Source organism: Cupriavidus sp. FW216-B1 (assembly GCF_058789195.1).
The window spans coordinates 127,810-144,840 of record NZ_JBYTEL010000013.1; the positions used below are offsets into that span (position 1 = coordinate 127,810).

The 17,031-nt window shown below is 66.0% G+C and carries 14 protein-coding genes; 5 read left to right on the top strand and 9 right to left on the bottom strand.

What is annotated here, in order from left to right:
- Positions 1 to 57: 57 nt before the first annotated feature.
- Positions 58 to 915 (bottom strand): helix-turn-helix transcriptional regulator, encoded by an 858-nt coding sequence (locus tag AC3WXD_RS24050; protein ID WP_059411998.1) that lies wholly within the window; start codon positions 913 to 915, stop codon positions 58 to 60.
- Between the two features lie 508 nt (positions 916 to 1,423).
- Between AC3WXD_RS24050 and AC3WXD_RS24055 the strand changes: the two genes are divergently transcribed.
- On the top strand, positions 1,424 to 3,088 hold the full coding sequence (locus AC3WXD_RS24055) for a phage integrase family protein (protein ID WP_492324857.1): 1,665 nt from the start codon (positions 1,424 to 1,426) through the stop codon (positions 3,086 to 3,088).
- A 57-nt stretch (positions 3,089 to 3,145) separates the two neighbouring features.
- Here the strand turns inward: AC3WXD_RS24055 and AC3WXD_RS24060 are convergent, their stop codons facing one another.
- Entirely contained in the window at positions 3,146 to 4,159 is a 1,014-nt protein-coding gene (locus AC3WXD_RS24060; RefSeq protein ID WP_492324858.1) for a ParB/RepB/Spo0J family partition protein, read from the bottom strand.
- Positions 4,160 to 4,161: 2 nt separating this feature from the next.
- A complete protein-coding gene (locus tag AC3WXD_RS24065) occupies positions 4,162 to 4,821 on the bottom strand; it encodes an AAA family ATPase (protein ID WP_020204770.1) in 660 nt (219 codons plus the stop codon).
- Between the two features lie 369 nt (positions 4,822 to 5,190).
- Between AC3WXD_RS24065 and AC3WXD_RS24070 the strand changes: the two genes are divergently transcribed.
- Complete coding sequence (locus tag AC3WXD_RS24070) at positions 5,191 to 5,394, top strand: cold-shock protein (RefSeq protein WP_006159056.1); 204 nt, start codon at positions 5,191 to 5,193, stop codon at positions 5,392 to 5,394.
- Positions 5,395 to 5,642: 248 nt separating this feature from the next.
- Here the strand turns inward: AC3WXD_RS24070 and AC3WXD_RS24075 are convergent, their stop codons facing one another.
- Complete coding sequence (locus AC3WXD_RS24075) at positions 5,643 to 6,686, bottom strand: replication protein RepA (RefSeq protein ID WP_231401657.1); 1,044 nt, start codon at positions 6,684 to 6,686, stop codon at positions 5,643 to 5,645.
- Positions 6,687 to 8,529: 1,843 nt separating this feature from the next.
- Positions 8,530 to 8,733 carry a cold-shock protein gene (locus AC3WXD_RS24080; protein WP_017228340.1) on the bottom strand — a complete coding sequence of 68 codons (204 nt, stop codon included), beginning with the start codon at positions 8,731 to 8,733 and terminating at the stop codon, positions 8,530 to 8,532.
- A gap of 392 nt (positions 8,734 to 9,125) precedes the next feature.
- On the opposite strand from AC3WXD_RS24080, the gene AC3WXD_RS24085 reads away from it, so the two are divergent.
- The 3 genes from AC3WXD_RS24085 to AC3WXD_RS24095 all read left to right on the top strand — a co-directional run bounded on the left by AC3WXD_RS24085 (position 9,126) and on the right by AC3WXD_RS24095 (position 13,043).
- Complete coding sequence (locus tag AC3WXD_RS24085) at positions 9,126 to 10,475, top strand: NCS2 family permease (protein WP_059411995.1); 1,350 nt, start codon at positions 9,126 to 9,128, stop codon at positions 10,473 to 10,475.
- A gap of 601 nt (positions 10,476 to 11,076) precedes the next feature.
- The gene (locus tag AC3WXD_RS24090) at positions 11,077 to 11,547 is read left to right on the top strand and encodes a hypothetical protein (protein ID WP_029043976.1); all 471 of its coding nucleotides are present in this window, start codon (positions 11,077 to 11,079) and stop codon (positions 11,545 to 11,547) included.
- Between the two features lie 125 nt (positions 11,548 to 11,672).
- Entirely contained in the window at positions 11,673 to 13,043 is a 1,371-nt protein-coding gene (locus AC3WXD_RS24095) for a sigma-54-dependent transcriptional regulator (RefSeq protein WP_020204774.1), read from the top strand.
- 191 nt (positions 13,044 to 13,234) lie between these two features.
- Here the strand turns inward: AC3WXD_RS24095 and AC3WXD_RS24100 are convergent, their stop codons facing one another.
- The 4 genes from AC3WXD_RS24100 to AC3WXD_RS24115 form a co-directional block, all read right to left on the bottom strand.
- Positions 13,235 to 14,581 carry a transporter family protein gene (locus AC3WXD_RS24100; protein ID WP_492324859.1) on the bottom strand — a complete coding sequence of 449 codons (1,347 nt, stop codon included), beginning with the start codon at positions 14,579 to 14,581 and terminating at the stop codon, positions 13,235 to 13,237.
- A 59-nt stretch (positions 14,582 to 14,640) separates the two neighbouring features.
- Entirely contained in the window at positions 14,641 to 15,423 is a 783-nt protein-coding gene (locus AC3WXD_RS24105) for a hypothetical protein (RefSeq protein WP_059411994.1), read from the bottom strand.
- A 1-nt stretch (position 15,424) separates the two neighbouring features.
- On the bottom strand, positions 15,425 to 16,117 hold the full coding sequence (locus tag AC3WXD_RS24110; RefSeq protein ID WP_020204777.1) for a C39 family peptidase: 693 nt from the start codon (positions 16,115 to 16,117) through the stop codon (positions 15,425 to 15,427).
- Between the two features lie 107 nt (positions 16,118 to 16,224).
- Positions 16,225 to 17,025, bottom strand: a complete 801-nt coding sequence (locus tag AC3WXD_RS24115; RefSeq protein ID WP_059411992.1) for a FapB/FapC family functional amyloid domain-containing protein — start codon at positions 17,023 to 17,025, stop codon at positions 16,225 to 16,227.
- Positions 17,026 to 17,031 lie beyond the last annotated feature (6 nt).

Sequence of the window (17,031 nt, forward strand, 5' to 3'; positions counted from 1 at the left end):
CCGGCGCCGCCGCGCATGCGCGCGGGCGGACGCGCCGTGCCGTGCCGTGCCGTGCCGTCAGGCAGCCTGGGACACGCTGACCAGTTCCACCGGCGGCTGGCCGGCGCCGCGCGTGGCCAGGGCCGGTGCCGGCCCCGGCCAGCTCAGCTTGGCCCCGCGCTGGAGCGCGACGTAGACCGCCTCGCCCTTGTTGCGCACCTGCAGCCGCTGGTACAGGGTGCAGGCGTGGGTCTTGGCCGTCGCCACCGAGATATTGAGCAGCCGGCTTACGGTCTTGATGGGATAACCGCGCGCCAGCAGCGCCAGCACTTCATACTGCCGCTCGGTAATGTTGAGCAGGTGCGAGCCGGCCGAGGGCGTCTCGGGGTCGGACGCGGCGGGGCCGCCGGGCGGCACCGCGCGCGCCGGGTGCTCGCGTTCGCCATCCGGCGACATGCCACCGCCGAACCGGTGCAGATTGTCCGGCGCGGGCGCGGCCTGCGCCGCGGGCCGCGAGAAGGCCTGCTGCTCGCCGGCGCGCGCCGCCTGGGCCCGCGCGGGAAAGCATTCGCCGTCGGCCAGCACGAGCCGGATGGCCGCGTCGAGCATGTCCGCGCTGCAGGCCTTGGACAACAGGCCGCGCACATTGCCGGGCAGTTCGCCGGCGCCGGGCGGCGTGCAGACTTCATCGGCCAGCACCAGCACGCGGCGCGGCATCAGCGACCGGCAGGCCTGTTCCATTTCCTGCCAGTGCGTGGCGGGGTCGGGCGACAGGCCGTAGATCATCAAATCGGCGTGGCACAGCCATTCGGCAGGATAGGGCAGGGAACCCGGGTCGATGTCGACCAGATCGCCATGCAGGCCCGCTTGCGTCAGCAGATGGCGCAGACCCAGGCGCAGGAGTGGATGAGGCTCGATCAAGAGGATGGTGGCCATGGCCGCTCTCTTTCTTGTTGCTGCATGGCGAGCCCCGCGACAACCCGCACATGCTGTCGGAAACGCCCCACTATCCTGTGGATGCGCTTCCCTACGATCCGGCCCGACTCCCGACTGCCGCTGCGTGCCCGTCCAGGTTCGCTGCGTGCCTGACTTCCCTTGGTGCCGTCTACGGATCGCCCCGTTTGCGTTGTTATTACGCTTTCGTTGCTTCTTCGATACTTCTTAAGTCAGAGTTAAAAAAATCTAACTCTGGTCAGAGCATATGCACTGCAACACATGATTGCAAGTCAGGGTTACACCCGGCGCGGGCCGGTCAACGGGGCGCAAACAGGAGAGGCGGGCGCCGGTTTCGGCAGCGGGTTCCCGCCGGCGTTGCGGGTTTCGGGATAATCCGGGCTATAATTATCGGCATTAGATTTCACTATGCATTTCTACCCGGATGCATTTGGTGACTGTTCAAGTGCCTTATGAATCAATACCTTAGCCCCAAATCGGGGCTCACGCCATGCAATCCGCCAAAGTGCCCAGCCTGACACTCACGCGCAGTGAGTTCGCCGCGGTCCGGGCCTATGTCCAGGGCATGCCGGCCACGATGGTGGCCGATCGCTACCTGTCCGACGACGGCGACGACGACCCCGGCGGGGAGTCCGCGCTGCGCGTGCTGCTGGGCCTGCGCGACCGCATGGTGCAGCTTGCCCACCTCCACAGCCGCCCCGATCTGGCGGAATTGCTGGAAATGGGCCCCGGGCGCTCCAACCGCGGCATGGACCGCCGCGTCGAGGCGCTGGCGGAGCTGGAGCGGCTGGGCACGGCGCGGCCGCGGGCCGATCACGGCATCGAGCTGTGGTTCTCCCCTGCCCTGGCGCGGCGCCTGCGCGCGCAGAAGATATCGAATCTACATATTCTGGTCGAGCTTGCCAACCGTCACGGCAATGCCTGGTGGCGCTCGGTGCCGCGCATCGGCGCGCTTGCCGGCGGAGCCATCAACCGCTGGCTTGCCGAGCATCGGGATATCGTCAGGGACGAGCATGGCGCGCCGCTGCTGCGTGATCATGTGGGGGCGCGGGGAAAGCTCGGCGAAGCCGTGCTGGCGCCGGGTCTGCGGCAACTGGTGCCGTTCGAGCTGATGCGGGAGCCGATTCACGGAGCCGATGGCGAGCCTTCGAGTGGAATAAAAAGCACTTTTACAAGCGATCTTGCTGCCGTCGGCGCGTGGCTGGCTGCAAATGAATCACAGCAAAGTACCTGGCTGGCCTATCGCAAGGAAGCCGAGCGCCTTCTGCTGTGGGCCGCCACGGCGCGCCGCAAGCCGCTGGCGGCGCTCGACGCGCAGGACCGGCAGGACTACCTCGCCTTCCTGCGCCAGCCGGCCCCCGAGCGCCTTTGGGTCGGCCCGCGCGCGCCGCGCGATTCGGTGGCGTGGCGGCCGTTCACCGGGCCGCTTTCGGAGAGCAGCGTCCTGCATGCGTCGCGCATCCTGGGCGCCCTGTTCGAATGGCTGCAGCTTCGCAGCCATGTGGCATCCCATGTCTGGCAACCGGAGCCGCGGGCGCGTACGGAACCGCGCGCGCGTGCCCGGCGCGGGGCCCCGCTGCGGCCGGGCACGGCGCTGGAGACCGATTCGCTGGAACGCTTCCTGGGCTGGCTATCCGCCCAGGCGCGGGCGGACGACGGCCTGCGCTACCGCGCGGCCGAAGCCGCCGTGCGCGTGCTGCAGGCGCTGCCGATCGGCTTTGCCGAGCTCGCGGAATTCCGGCGCGACCAGCTTGGCGCGGCGGGCGATGCGGACAAGTATTTCCCGGAAAATGATCTGGACGAAGCGGCGCGCGCGGCGCTGGTGCGCCACTGGCACGACCGGGGGCTGGACTGGGACACACTCGCTGGGCAGCCCATCGTCCTGGTCGGACCGCCGCGCCTGCCGCCGACCGGGCGGGCCCGGCGCAAGGCCGACAGTTCACCCGGCGCGGGATATTCGGTCCGGGGCCTGCATGCGCTGCTCAGCCAGGCGATAGAGCGCTATCGGGCGGAAGCGGATGGAGAATTTGCGGCCCGCTCGCCTCGCGATCTGGCCGGGCGGCGGACGCGGATGAAGCCCGTGGTTTCGCGTGGGGGTGGTGCTTCGGTGACGTCGGATGTCGGGGATGGTGCCGCTGCTGGCGGAGTTGCTTAATCTGGGCGGGGTGTTCTGGCGGGGGAGCCCGCATCCGCAGCCTCCCCCGCCGGCCTCTCAGCTTGCCGTCTTGTCCAAGCCAAAACGCGCCTTGAGGACTTCGACGAGGGCTTCGCGCGCGGCGCGGTCGCCGACCTGCACGTCGAGCATCACGCGGCCGGAATCCCACTCCTTGATGGTGCCGAGCAACTGGCCGGCATCGCTGCGGATCTTGTACTGGCGGCTGATTTCCTTGATCTTGCGCGACTTGCCATCCTGGGCCTGCTTGCGGATGGCCTCCACTTCCCGGCTCGACAGCCCCTCCACCATGATGCGAGTGGCGAGATCGCGGGTGCGGTCCTCGCCGACGATCTTGCAATAGAGCGTCAGTTCATAGCCGGTGGCGATGCCGATCGCCGCCGGCCGCTCGCGCATCACGCCCAGCACCGATTCCGGCAGGCGCAGCAGCGCCAGCGTCTTGTTGACGGTGCCGGCGGACATGCCCGTCAATTCGCATATATCTTCCTCTTTCTGGACTTTGCCTTCGTCCAGCAATTGCCGCCAGGCAATGGCGTTGTCGAGCGCGGACTGGTCGGAGCGCTGCTCGTTGAGCAGGAAGGAGAGGCGGTAGAAATCGAGATCGCTGACGTCGCTCTCGATAAAGCATTCCATCTCGAGCTTGCCGGCCGAGGCCAGCGCGCGCTTGCGATAGTGCCCGTCGATCAGGATGTAATGCCCCGGGCGCGCCGGGTCGGGCGTGGCCAGGCCAGGCGTTTTCTGGCCATGCGTGGCGATCGAGGCGGCCCGCTCCTGCACCACGACCGGGTCGTAGATGCGCCGCGCATTGAACGGATTGTCGTGAAGCTGTGCCAGCGGCACCTTCATCAGGACGCGGCCGCCTTCCTTCGCCGGGTCACTTTCAGCGCTGAAAATCGGGCTGACCTCGCGCGAGCGCGCCTGCAACAATCCGTTCGGATGCTGGGAAATCGCGGCCTCGGCGCGCGCGAAGCGGTCGAGGGAATCGCCCCGCGTCTTCTCCGCCGCCATGCCGGCCAACATGCCGGCCTTGAGGCTCTTCAGTTTTGTCGCCATACCTATTGCTCAATCAAAGACAATACTTCGTCGACCATCAGGTCGACTTCCTGCACCGACTCGCGCGCACCGGCCACACCGTGCACGGTACAACCGATCGCCTGGCATTCCCGAAACGCCGAGCGCGAGCCGATCATCGCATTCATCAACGGCACATCCGCATCGTCGCCAAGGATCTCGATGGCCTGGCGCGCGATCGATACGCGCCGCTGCACCATGTTGGCCATCACGCGGATCCGCAGCGTTTCATTCTGGACCTGGGCATGCTGGGCCAGCGTCTTGGCGGCCACCGCTGCCCACAGGTCGGGCGGCGAGGGCACGACGGGAATGATCGCCAGATCGGAAATCAGCAGTGCGCTCGACGGCGCGGCCGAATGCACGGCGGGAGGACAATCCACCACGATGTAGTCGTAATCCTGGACAAACTTGCGGACTTCCCGGTGCATGGCCCCGCCCGAGGGCGCCAGGCCGATCACCGAAGCAGGGAAAGGACGTTCGTCGCTGGCCTGCGCCGCCCAGCGGGTTGCCGTGCCCTGCTCGTCCATGTCCACGAGCATGGCACGCGCGCCGCGCAGGCCCAGCGTGCCCGCGAGGTGCATGCTGACCGTCGTCTTGCCGCATCCGCCCTTTTGGTTGAAGACCGTGATGATTTTAGCTGGCACTTGCGACCTCTCTTTCAGCGCTGAAAGCGCGCGATTAACCCTAGGCGCAACTGTAGACAAAGTGACGTGCCGGCTCAACTGTTTTTTTATTTTATATTTTTAATATAAAATTAGCTGAAACATTCCGCGTTATGGAAATGAAAGATTTCCGCTTGAAATGCGGCATGGAATCCGCCTACATTAGGCATAGTGCGTCTTTCGCCGCACATGACACAACTAGACAAACTGGTTATGATGCCCGCTACAGTCGAGTCAAGTCGTGTCAACCTCGTCGGCATCCGTTCGGTAACTACGAGAACTTAGCGTGCTTGAGCGGTTGTTAGCGTTGTTTGCGTTGTGTACAAGAACTTGCTTCGAAAGGAAATTCACATGGCAACCGGTACGGTCAAATGGTTCAATGAGACCAAGGGCTTTGGCTTCATTACCCCGGACGATGGCGGTGCGGATCTGTTTGCGCACTTCTCGGAAATCCAGGGTTCGGGCTTCAAGACGCTCAAGGATGGTCAGCGCGTCACGTTTGAAGTGAAGCAAGGTCCGAAGGGCTTGCAGGCATCCGCCATCAAGCCGGCCTGATCTCACGAATCAGCCGAAATAGCCGGCTGCACCGGAACCATCATTCCGGTACGGCCAGCAGACAAAGGGCAAGCGTTCCGCGCTTGCCCTTTCTCTTTTCGCGGCCGGTCTTGCCGCGGGTGATGCAATTGCCCCACAGTTGCCACCGAACCCCATGCGGCAACGCGTCGCAGCGGAAACCGGCGGTGCCGGAAAACAAAAACCCGCCGGCCGATGGCGGGCGGGTTCGGCAATTCGCCAGCCGTCGCTCAGGCCAGCTTGCGGACGCTGGTGCGCGACGGCTGCAGGATCAGTGCCTTGGATGAGTCGGCATCCACCTTTGCGCCGGGGTAGACCACCAGCACATCCTTGAGCGCCTTGCGGAACAGCGCGCGGAACTTGCGCTCGCTTTCGGTTTCGGTGCCGAACTGCATTTGCAGCGCTTCCCACGGAATCTCGGTGCGGCGCTGGATGGTGAAGAAACGATAGGTCAGCCAGGAGTAGACGTCGAGCGCGAACGGCGATTGCTTGAGCGCCTTCAGCGCGCGCATGTCGACGGGCACCGGCCGGTTGACCAGCTCGTTGAAGAACGGCTCGGACAGCACCACGAAACTCTCGAACATCGATCCCTGCCCGGGCTGCATAGGGTCCCACCAGGTCGACAACTGGTCGGCCAACAGATAACCGACCCGGTCGATCGAGAGCGGTTCGTGATTGGGATTCTGGTTCTGCGCCGGCGTGGACTTGTTCTGGACGATGGCGATGGTGGCGGAGAACAGCCGGATCATCTGCTGGCGCACCAGCGTCATGGTCCCGCGCTTGCCGCCCGTGGCCATCGGAATGCCCAGGTTGTACATGAACTCCGACAATGAATTGCCCAGCGAGATGCGCCGGTCCTCGACCGTCCCGGTAAACTCGCCGCGCTTCTTCTTGGCCATGATTTCCTTGCCGATCCAGGCCAGCATCAGGCGCGGGTAGGAACCGTAGGGATAGCCCAGCGAAACGGTCTCGGACACCAGTTTCTGGCGTCCATTGCTCGCTTTCTCGGATCGTTGCTGCGTGAAGTAGCCGGGCTGGATCATCAGCGAAATATTGCCGCTGGTCCGGGTCCAGACCGGAGGCGCGCCCTTCGGCGCGCGGTACGGAAGCGTGACCTGCACGCTGGCCCGGCTCAGGAAGCCGACCTCGCCGCTCTGCCAGGCATCTTCCCGCTCCATAGCCTGCGCCTCATCGAACAGGCGCTGGAATTTCTCGGACGGAACCAGACTGTTCTCGTCGCCGGGAACGATGATGCGGGATGGTTCATGGTCCATGTCGGCCGGGCCATGAGATCCCAGGATGGTCTGGGTGCGTTTGATGGGCATATTGGCGTGCTTCGGAATACACGACTTTTTACGCGAAGCAAACAGCCTTGTCACGCAGAAACAGGTACGGTAGGCGAATTTCCTGTTAGCCCGCTTGTTTTGGGGTAGGTGGGTCTCATGACTGGTTGCGGGGCGGACAGCGGTGGGCAACCCGGCAGGGTTGTCCACGGATGCCCGGACCTCAGCTACCAGTAAACGATAAGCGTATGGGTTAACTACTCGTAAACCGTATACGTGGCTCTCAAGTCATTGATCCGTATACGGAAAAACACCCTCCGCGAACCCGATTCTGCGTGGAACCGTACTCGATTCTGCGAAGTGCTGTACCAGATTCTGCGGTATACCGAACCCGTTTCAGCGCAAAGCGCGAACCGGATTCTGCGGGGATAACTCACTGTTCCCACAGGCTTTTCCACAGCGACAGAGGCCAAAAGCGTACCTGTTTCTGCGGGCGGGGTGCCGTTTACGTCTCGCGCCGGGGTAAACACGCCTGGCGCACGAAGTTATCCCCGCAGAAATGGGTTCGGAACCGGCTTTTCCACGCCGCCGTTGCGGTGCAGCGTACCCGTTTCTGCGTCATTCGGGCGCCCGGCGTTCCATTTGCGTACCCAATTCTGCGGGCGCCCTGAAGCGACGTGCCATCGACCCTGATAGTCCCGGCCATGCGTACCCGTTTCTGCGGCGTACCCAAATCTGCGAAAGCATCAATTACTCGGGACCAGGATCGAAGCGTACCCAATTCTGCGAGACATTCCACCATGCATTTCGGTCGCTTCCGTACCCGTTTCTGCGAATGCTTTCCCAAGGGCCGGGTGATGTGGAATTTCCCATTGCCATTATACATAAGCTTTAGCCAAAAAGCGAGTGCTTGCACTCGATATTTCACAGGCTGCAAAAGGGTATACGTCTCCGTACCCATTTCTGCGGGGTAATGGAGGGTGGCCTGGAATGTCGGTGTCGGATGCCGGGATGGGTTCACGATGTGCCGTACCCGTTTCTGCGAACGTTTGCCATGCGATGGCAAGCATCGGGGCGTACCTATTTCTGCGGGCTGTCGCCCGTTTCATTGCCATGCCAAGAAAATGGGACGACGAAGGTCCGGGAGGAGGGCGGGGGAAACCAGGCGAGGGAGCGCTGGACGGTCGAAATCGCCCCGAAACGCACGCCTGGCGTACCCGTTTCTGCGTGCAGGCGGAAACGGGTGGGGTGCTGCGAATTCGCATTGCGTACCCGTTTCTGCGTTGCACCAATACGTCAGCGGGACGTGCGGTTGCTCGAGCCAGGGAGCTGGTTAGTCACGAAAGGCCGCTGCACTGGCCGGAAGCGTACCCGTTTCTGCGGGCATATCCGGCACGGGAGCGATGTGAAAAGCCGGCCTGTGATGGCTTAAGAGGGGCTTTGCGTACCCGTTTCTGCGCATGCGGGGGCCCCGGATTTCGCGGTCCGGCACAGGCGGCCGCGCTGGGCGAAGCCGACGCGTACCCAATTCTGCGAACACCGAGGCGTGGCTCGAGACAGGGGGACGACACTCCCGCTCGCACGGAAGCGTACCTGTTTCTGCGGAGCAGTCAGCACATCTTCGGGTGGGTCCGGCGGGATGGGGGCGGAGGAAAAGGCGGGCTGCCCTTTGCCGCGCTGGTGGCTTTCGGAACGCGGCAGGAAGCGCGAGCCGTGCCCTGCTACCGATGGCGAGAATCAGCCTCGCCCGCCCGCGCAGGGCAAAAAAAACCCCGCCTCGGAAGGCGGGGTTTCTCGACTGGGTCGCACTCCAGGCGGAGTGCCAGTCTACTGCTTACAGCGGCGTGATGTTCGCAGCTTGCAGACCCTTCGGGCCGTTCTTGACTTCGAACGACACGCGTTGGTTTTCCTGCAGCGACTTGAAACCGTCCGCGCGGATTTCAGAGAAGTGTGCGAAGAGATCGTCACCGCCAGCGTCCGGCTTGATGAAACCGAAGCCCTTGGCGTCGTTGAACCATTTAACGATACCGGTTTGCATGGTATTGCTTTTCCTGACAAAAATTTAAAAAGAAACGGATAGCTCACGCATATCCAGCAAAGCAACTCAAGGAAAGGACACCATGGACAACGGAAGTACCATGACGGTGGCTAACGAATGTGCTGTTGCCTCGTCGCTTGAATCTAGCGGGGTTTATACGGTGGATTAGCGCCAGCGTCAAGGTAGGGTGATTCTGGATGCCGGCTCGGATTCACCGCCGGTGCCGGCAAGGCCATCACATATTTTGTATGCCAGCTATTCTCCCCGGCGGCGACCGCCGGGGAGAATATGCCGGACAGTCAGACCAGTAAGACCGTCCGGCCACGCCCCGCCCGCCGCCGGCGTCAGCCCGAAACAAAGCATCGCCACGCAACAGGACAAGAGGAACCTTCATGCCGACACCGGAACCCATTGGCAGCCGTTCAGCGGTGCCCGCCAGCCCGTCGCTCGCCGAGCGGCTGTTCAGGCTGAGCGAGCACCAGACCGACGTCCGCACCGAGCTGCTGGCCGGGCTGACCACCTTCCTGACGATGGCCTACATCATCTTCGTCAACCCGAGCATCCTGGGCGACGCCGGCATGCCCAAGGACGCGGTGTTCGTGGCCACCTGCGTGGCGGCCGCGATCGGCACCCTGATCATGGGCTTCTACGCCAACTACCCGATCGCGATGGCGCCGGGCATGGGCCTGAATGCCTACTTCGCCTACACCGTGGTCAAGGGCATGGGCTTTCCGTGGGAGGCCGCGCTCGGCGCGGTGTTCATCTCCGGCTGCCTGTTCCTGCTGGTGACGCTGTTGCGCGTGCGCGAGGCGATCGTCAACGGCATCCCGCACTCGATCCGCATCGCCATCACCGCGGGCATCGGGCTGTTCCTCGCCATCGTGGCGCTGAAGAACGCGGGCATCGTGGCGGCCAGCCCGGCCACGCTGGTGACGATCGGCGATCTCCACCGGACGCCGGCCATCCTCGCCATCGTCGGTTTCTTCGCCATCGTCGCGCTCGACCACCTCAAGGTCAAAGGCGCGATCCTGATCGGCATCCTGCTGACCACCGCGCTCAGCTTCGTGGTGGGCGACAACGCCTTCCACGGCGTGTTTTCCGCGCCGCCGTCCATCGCGCCCACGCTGCTCAAGCTCGATATCTCGGCCGCGCTTTCCATCGGCATCATCAACGTGGTGCTGGTGTTCTTCCTGGTGGAACTGTTCGACGCGACCGGCACGCTGATGGGCGTGGCCAACCGCGCGGGCCTGCTCAAGGCCGGCAAGATGGACCGGCTGAACAAGGCGCTGATGGCGGACAGCACGGCCATCATGGCCGGCTCGTTGCTCGGCACCTCGTCCACCACGGCCTACATCGAGAGCGCCTCGGGCGTCCAGGCCGGCGGGCGCACGGGGCTGACGGCAGTGACCGTGGCGGTGCTCTTCCTTGCCTGCCTGTTCATCTCGCCGCTGGCCGGCACGGTGCCCGGTTATGCCACGGCGCCCGCCTTGCTCTACGTCTCCTGCCTCATGCTGCGCGAACTGGTGGACTTGGACTGGTCCGACGCGACCGAAGTCGTGCCGGCCGTGCTGACGGCGCTGGGCATGCCGTTCACCTACTCGGTGGCCAACGGCGTCGCGTTCGGCTTCATCACCTACGCCGGGCTCAAGCTGCTGACCGGCCGCGCCCGGACCGTTCCGGTCATGGTGTGGATCATCGCCGCGGTGTTCGTCTTCAAGTTCTATTACCTGCCCGGCCACTGATCCGGCCGGCCTCGTCCGGCAGGCCGCGAACGAGAGGCCGGCGAGCCGGGCGTACCCGTTTCTGCGTGATCCCGACGCGCGTGCTCCGCGCCGCCCGGCGCGATGCCGTACCCGTTTCTGCGTGCCTGAGCCGCCGCCGGCGTGCATGCGCGCAACGCCGGCCCGTACCCGTTTCTGCGCACAATGTAAGTGGCTAATTACCTGTCAGCCCAGGCAGTGTATGGGAGCGGGCTCATACTAAAGGATGATATTGGCGTGAGTCCCCATACTGAGGGCTGGACAAACCGCCGCAAATGCACTGAACTAGAGTCGTGGCAAATAGCGGGGCGCTTCAAGGCGCCCCTTCTTGACTCCGGCGTTCCGGAGTGGCGCCGTCTGGCGCAACGCATTATCTGGAATAACCACAGAAAGAAGAGTCCGCCGTCGGCAGAACGGGCAAGGACTGAATGACCGACCAGACCATCGTCCAGATGGCTTCGCCACCACGAAGGGAGCATGCGGATACACGCATGCCTCGACAAGAAAGCAAATAACAAGATGAAAGATAAGTGGTAATCGCGAACGTGTAGTGCCGGGGGTGTTGTTCAACGGGGATCACATCATGAATGCAGGAGAAATCCGGCGACCCGCTATGGGGCCCATCAGCGAGTCCGCCAGTCTTTCCATTCATCGCGCCTGGGCAGCCCTCGGAGAGGCTGCCGCCGAAACGCCGCGCCGACATCGCATTGCCGAGCGCACCGATCCGGCCGCCAGCGCCGTCGAAGCCTTCCTCAGCCAGGATGGCGCGCTGCCGTCCCACGTGCGCGCCGCCATCGAACAGCTGCTGCAGCGCCAGCGTTCGCTCGAGGGCGAGCTTTCGCGCCAGCGCTCGCTGCTCCAGGAATGGATCCTCAGCCAGCTTACCTACAAGACGCTCTACTACCGGTACTCCGGCCAGTCCCCCGAAGCGCCGCGCGGCGAACTGCTGCGCGAGAAAGACCAGGTGCGCCGGCGCATCCGCGAGCAGCTCCAGGCCGGTGGCGAGCACGACGCCATCCTCGGCGAGCAGTCCCGCAGTCTGTCCAGGCCGTAATGCCCACGTTGCGAATGGGGGACCTCCCCCAACCGCCCCGGCTTGGCCACGCGCAAAGCCCGCACCTCAGCGAGGCCGCCGCGCAAGCCCGGGTAGCCAAGATGCCCAACGGCAGGGAGAACGCTATGGACCGACTGTGCAAGGTGGCGACACGCACCGCACAGGTGCTGGTCGTGTCGCGCCATGAACCCTATGGATTCGATCCGGCCCAGTTCGGGTCTGGCTGGGAGATTCGCCACATCCAGCAGATCCGCGACCTGAGCCGCGTGGTGCGGGGCAGCGCGCCGATGGCCGGCGTGCTCGATCTCGAAAGCGAGTACAGCGACGCCGAGCTCGCGCAGCTCGAGCAGAGCCTGCAATACCTGCACGTGATGTGGGTGGCGATCACCTCCTCGCGCATGCTCGAGGACGAGCGCGTGCGCCGGCTGATCCGCGACTACTGCGTGGACTACGTGCGCACGCCGTTCTCGTTCAGCGAGCTGCTCTACACGCTCAAGCACGCGCACGGCATGGCGTGCCTGCACGGCGCGCGCAGCCACGAGCTGATCGGGCATGGCCCGATGATCGGCGAATGCGCGGCCATGCGCGCGATGTTCCGCTCGCTGGCCAAGGTGGCGCACAACGAGGCGCCGGTCTTCATCTCCGGCGAATCAGGCACCGGCAAGGAGCTGGCGGCGCAGGCCGTGCACGAGGCGTCGAGCCGGCGCAAGGGACCGTTCGTGGCCATCAACTGCGGCGCGATTCCGCCGCACCTGGTGCAGTCCGAGCTGTTCGGCTACGAGAAGGGCGCGTTCACCGGCGCCAACCAGCGCAAGATCGGCTGGATCGAGCAGGCGCAGGGCGGCACGCTGTTCCTCGACGAAATCGGCGACCTGCCGCTGGAGAGCCAGGTCGCGCTGCTGCGCTTCCTGCAGCAAGGCACCATCACCCGGCTCGGCGGGCACCAGTCGATTCCGCTGGACCTGCGCATCATCTCGGCCACGCACGTGGACCTGGTGGCGGCGCAGGCCGACGGGCGCTTCCGTTCCGACCTGTTCCACCGGCTGTGCGTGCTGACCCTGTCGATCCCGCCGCTGCGCGAGCGCGGCGAGGACATCCTGCTGCTGGCCAACGCGGTGCTCGCCGAGCACGGGCACGAGGCGCACCGGCGCATCCGCGGCTTCTCGCCGTGCTCCACGCAGGCGATGATGCAGTACGAATGGCCCGGCAACGTGCGCGAGCTGATCAACCGGGTGCGGCGCGCCATCGTGATGACGGACAACCGCAAGATCACCGCGGAAGACCTGCAGCTGCACGGCGGCACCGATACCCCGCGCAAGACGCTCGACGCCATCCGCGAGGAAGCCGAGCGCGAGGCGATCCGCACCGTGATGGCGAGCCACGGCTTCCACGTGGTGCCCGCCGCGCGCGAGCTCAACGTCTCGCGGGTCACGCTCTACCGGCTGATGCACAAGCACAACATCCGCATCGAGGCGAGGCCGGGGGCGGGGGAATAGCGGGCTGCGGGCGACGGGGATCAGGCGGGCTGCGGTGCGCGTACAGGTCGCCGACAACATTTGCTTGCCGCTTGTGGTCTCCCCTCTCCCATTTCATGGGAGAGGGGAGCAAACCCTCGGCGACTGGCGCCGCCTGCCGTCTGCAATCCCGCCGCGCCGGGGCCCCGTTTTTTCTCTCCCGCCCCATCCCCTCAGAACGTATAAGGAAACCGCAGCGACACCGTATAGTTCGGCGCGTCCGGCGTCAGCCCGATGCCGAACGCGGTGCTCACCGACAGCCCCTTGGTGATGACGTGGTTGAAGCCGAACGTCATGGTCGCCACGTTGGCGCGGCTGCCGACCACCGTCTGCGTCACGCCCGCGGTCGTGACCTGCGTGCTGCCCGACAGCGCCGCGTTGAAGGCCAGCGACATCGAGGTGCGGTCGTTGAGCGCAAGCGCCAGGCCACCGCCGAAGCCGATGGTGTCGCCGAGCTTCACGTCGGCCGGCGCGGCCTCGCCCTGCACGGACGAGATGTCGCTCACGGAGCGCCTGATGTTGTAGGTGTAGCTGGCATTGGCGAACAGCACCACCGGGTCGTAGGTCTTGAGCACCGACAGGCCCGCCGTGACCGCCCACACGCCGTTGCCGGTCGGCAGTTGCGCGGCGACGTTGAGGTTGTTGTTGTTCGGGTCGGCCGACACCAGCTTGATGCCGAACGGCGAGCGCCCGGTGGGCGCGCGCACGCGCACGCTGCCCACCACGTCCGGCGCCGCGCCGCTCTCGCGCAGGAACTGGTAGTACACGCCCATGCTGATGTCGCCCAGCGCCGTGGTGCTGAGCGTGGCGTCGGACAGGCTGGCAGCGGAGCCGCCCGCGCCGCCCGAGATGAAGTTGGTGTTGCGGTACGTCACCGGCAGGTCGAAGTCCATCGACATGCGGTCGGTCAGGCCATAGCGGAAGATGGTGTCGTAGGTGAGCGTGTGCGACTTGGTCTGGTTCAGGTTGATGGTGCCGAGAAAGATCGCGTCGAGCGCGAGAAAGCCCGAGAGCGACAGCGCGCGCCGGTCGTAGTAGCTGTAGACGAAACCGCTGTCGATGGTCAGGCGCCGCTCGAACAGCGGCGCGTGCTCGGTCTGGTAGACCAGGTCCTTGCTCTGCACGCGCGCCTGCTGCTGCGTCGCGCGCGCGTCGGAACCCACCACCGGCGTGCCGGCGCCGCCGGCGAGGTTGCCGGGCGTGGCCGGCGCGGCGTCCTGTGCCAGGGAGGGAACGCCCGCAGCGGCCATGCCGCCGCCGGCGTTCCCCTCGGCACTGCTCCCCGTTTCCCCGGTTCTCCCCGTTCCCTCCACGACCCCCCGGCCGCGCGCCCCGGCCATTTCCAGCTCGTCCAGGCGCCGCTCGAGAGTCCTGATGGTCTGCTCCTGCTGCTCGACCAGTCTTGTCAATCGTTCGATCCGCTCGTCCGCGCCCGGCGCCTGGGCACCGACCTGCCCGCACGCGCCAGTGGAGAGCAGGGTTCCCGCCAGGGTTCCCAGCACAGCGAATTCGGTCTTCATCTTTCCCCCCGGAAATCTGAACACGCGTCAAGCAGGTGCGCCACCCCCGCATGCAGCGATTATCGTCGCATCGATGCGATCGCCGCTAGTGCGTCCCGCATGCTCGTTTGCGTCAGTTGCCGGTTCGTCAGTTGCTGCACTTGCAGCGTGATGTTGGTGAGATTGAGCACCTGCTGCGCGTCGCCGGTGACGCGCGCGGCCTGCATCAGGCCGCCACCCTGCGCGTTCTGCGTCGCGCTGCCGGCCGCCGACCGGATCGCCACCGAGACCCCGCCGCCGGGGCTCACCGCCGCGCTGGCCGTCATGCCGTTGGCTTGCGCCACCTGCGGCGCGGTGCCGTTGCCGCCAGCCGCCGGCGCCGCGAGCGGCGCGGTCTGCGTGGTGATGGTGCTGACGTTGCGCACCGAGTTGCCATCGCCCGCGATCTGCGTCACCTGTCCCACGCCCGCGGCCTGCACCGCGGCGCTGGCCACGCCGCCGTTGCCCTGCACCGTGCCGCCGCCCAGGCTCTGCACGCGCGCCGACAGGCTCGCGCTGGCCTGCGCCGCCGCCGCGCCCGCGGCCAGGTTGGCCGCCGCCACGCGCGCGGTGGCGGTGGCGACCGCGCTGTCGTTCTGCCAGCGCGACACCATCTCCACCATGAAGCCGCTGACCAGGCTGGCCCCGAGGTACTTGCCGCGCGCGCCCGCCAGTTCGTCGTCGGCAACCGGCTCCGCCCGCGCCGCCGCGCCGACGATGGCGGCCGCGTCGTCGGCGGCCGAAACCGCCCGCGCCGCCGGCGCGGCCGCCATCGCCGCGCCGGCGGCGCAGGTCAGGCAGAACAGGCGCAGCGCGGTGGCCATGTCAGAAATAGTCCATGCGGATCAGGCCGAAATCGAGCGCGGCCGGCACCATGCCGCCGGCCAGCGCGGCGTTGGTCCGCTCGCGCAGGGCCGGCGCGGTGAAGTCCAGCAGCGGCGAGTTCGCATCGAACGGGCGGCCCACGATGGCGAACACCAGCCCGTTCCAGTTGGCGGCGAAATCCTCTTCCCTGATGATGCGGTTGCCCAGCGCCGGGTCGGCCACGAACACGCGCCCGTCGATGGCCCTGCGCACCACCACGAAGTGCAGGTAGCCGTTGACGTCGAGCAGCGTGATGACCGGGATCCGGAGCTGGCGCAGCGCGCCGTAGTCCACGCGGAAGCCCCGTCCGCGCAGCCCCAGCGTCTCCACGTAGTTGCGCATGTCGAGCATGGAGAAGCCGTTCTTGAGCACGGTGTCGGCATCCGAGATGCGCAGCATGTCCTCCACGATCTTCGGTTCGGCGAGGTCGAAGCCGTAACCGTAGCGCAACAGCGTGCCCACCGCCGCCGCGCCGCAACTGAAGTCGAGCTGCTGGCGCATCACGTTCTGGTAGCGCATCTCCAGCATGCTCCTGACCGGCTTCCTGAGCATGGCCTGGCCATCGAGGTTGATGGTCATCGTGCCCTGCCCGCTGGCGCCGCAGGCGGCGGCCAGCAGCAGGCATGCCCCGGTCACGCGAAATAGCGCGCGCATCTCGTTTCCTCCCTCGGGCGGGATGAGCCGGTACCCCCCGGTGCCCGGCTCCGCCGCCGCGTCTTTCCGTACCGCGGCCGCAATGCGGCCATGCCGCGGCGCCGCGCTCAGTGCGTCGCCGTGGAAATGGCGAGGCCGTTGCTCTGCGCGTTGCCGGCGCCGGCGGAGATGTTCACGCCGATGTTGCCCACCGCGTTGGCCAGCGCGCCGCCGGCCAGCGAGGCCGTGTTGCTCGGCCGGCAGCCGCACATCGACAGGTCGTTGCCGTAGGTGGACTGGTCGTTGGACGCGCTCGCCTTGGCCAGCACGCCGACCGGCTGCCCGCCGCGGCCGGTGCCGCCGCCGGTGTTGACCGAGGCCGCCAGCGCATTGCTCTGCAGGTTGCCGGCGCCGGCGGCGATGTTCACGCCGACGTTGCCCCTGGCGCCGGCGAGCATGCCGTCGCCCAGGGTGGCGCTGTTGGCGGCGCCGGCCATGCGCACGCCGTTGCCGCCGGTCTTCTGGCTGGAGAACACCTGCGCGGAGGCGAACACGTCGGCGGCGTCGATGCTCGCCAGCGCGGCCTGGTTGGACTGGCCGTTGCCGGCGCCGGCGGAGACGTTCACGCCGATATTGCCCTGCGCGTTGACCAGCGCGCTGCCGCCGCCGGACGCGGCATTGTTCGACGGGCCGATGCGCACGCCGTTGCCGCGCGCGCTCTGCTGGCTGTCGACCACCGCGCCCGATTCGGACTTGAAGCGGATGTCGCCCCAGGCGAAGCCGAAGCCGCGCACGTAGATGTCGTTGCTGATGGCGGTCTGGTTGAAGATGTCGGCCTCGTCGGGACGATCGAAGTAGCTGAACCCGCCGGCGAACGCACTGGTGGAAAGCGCGGCCATCGCTGCGATGGCGAGCATTCTCGTTTTCATGATCTT

Excerpts from the sequence above, each read along its gene's own strand:
- AC3WXD_RS24050 (WP_059411998.1), bottom strand. The coding sequence starts at position 915 with ATGGCCACCATCCTCTTGATCGAGCCTCATCCACTCCTGCGCCTGGGT.
- AC3WXD_RS24055 (WP_492324857.1), top strand. The coding sequence starts at position 1,424 with ATGCAATCCGCCAAAGTGCCCAGCCTGACACTCACGCGCAGTGAGTTC.
- AC3WXD_RS24060 (WP_492324858.1), bottom strand. The coding sequence starts at position 4,159 with ATGGCGACAAAACTGAAGAGCCTCAAGGCCGGCATGTTGGCCGGCATG.
- AC3WXD_RS24070 (WP_006159056.1), top strand. The coding sequence starts at position 5,191 with ATGGCAACCGGTACGGTCAAATGGTTCAATGAGACCAAGGGCTTTGGC.
- AC3WXD_RS24075 (WP_231401657.1), bottom strand. The coding sequence starts at position 6,686 with ATGGACCATGAACCATCCCGCATCATCGTTCCCGGCGACGAGAACAGT.
- AC3WXD_RS24080 (WP_017228340.1), bottom strand. The coding sequence starts at position 8,733 with ATGCAAACCGGTATCGTTAAATGGTTCAACGACGCCAAGGGCTTCGGT.
- AC3WXD_RS24085 (WP_059411995.1), top strand. The coding sequence starts at position 9,126 with ATGCCGACACCGGAACCCATTGGCAGCCGTTCAGCGGTGCCCGCCAGC.
- AC3WXD_RS24090 (WP_029043976.1), top strand. The coding sequence starts at position 11,077 with ATGAATGCAGGAGAAATCCGGCGACCCGCTATGGGGCCCATCAGCGAG.
- AC3WXD_RS24095 (WP_020204774.1), top strand. The coding sequence starts at position 11,673 with ATGGACCGACTGTGCAAGGTGGCGACACGCACCGCACAGGTGCTGGTC.
- AC3WXD_RS24100 (WP_492324859.1), bottom strand. The coding sequence starts at position 14,581 with ATGAAGACCGAATTCGCTGTGCTGGGAACCCTGGCGGGAACCCTGCTC.
- AC3WXD_RS24105 (WP_059411994.1), bottom strand. The coding sequence starts at position 15,423 with ATGGCCACCGCGCTGCGCCTGTTCTGCCTGACCTGCGCCGCCGGCGCG.
- AC3WXD_RS24110 (WP_020204777.1), bottom strand. The coding sequence starts at position 16,117 with ATGCGCGCGCTATTTCGCGTGACCGGGGCATGCCTGCTGCTGGCCGCC.
- AC3WXD_RS24115 (WP_059411992.1), bottom strand. The coding sequence starts at position 17,025 with ATGAAAACGAGAATGCTCGCCATCGCAGCGATGGCCGCGCTTTCCACC.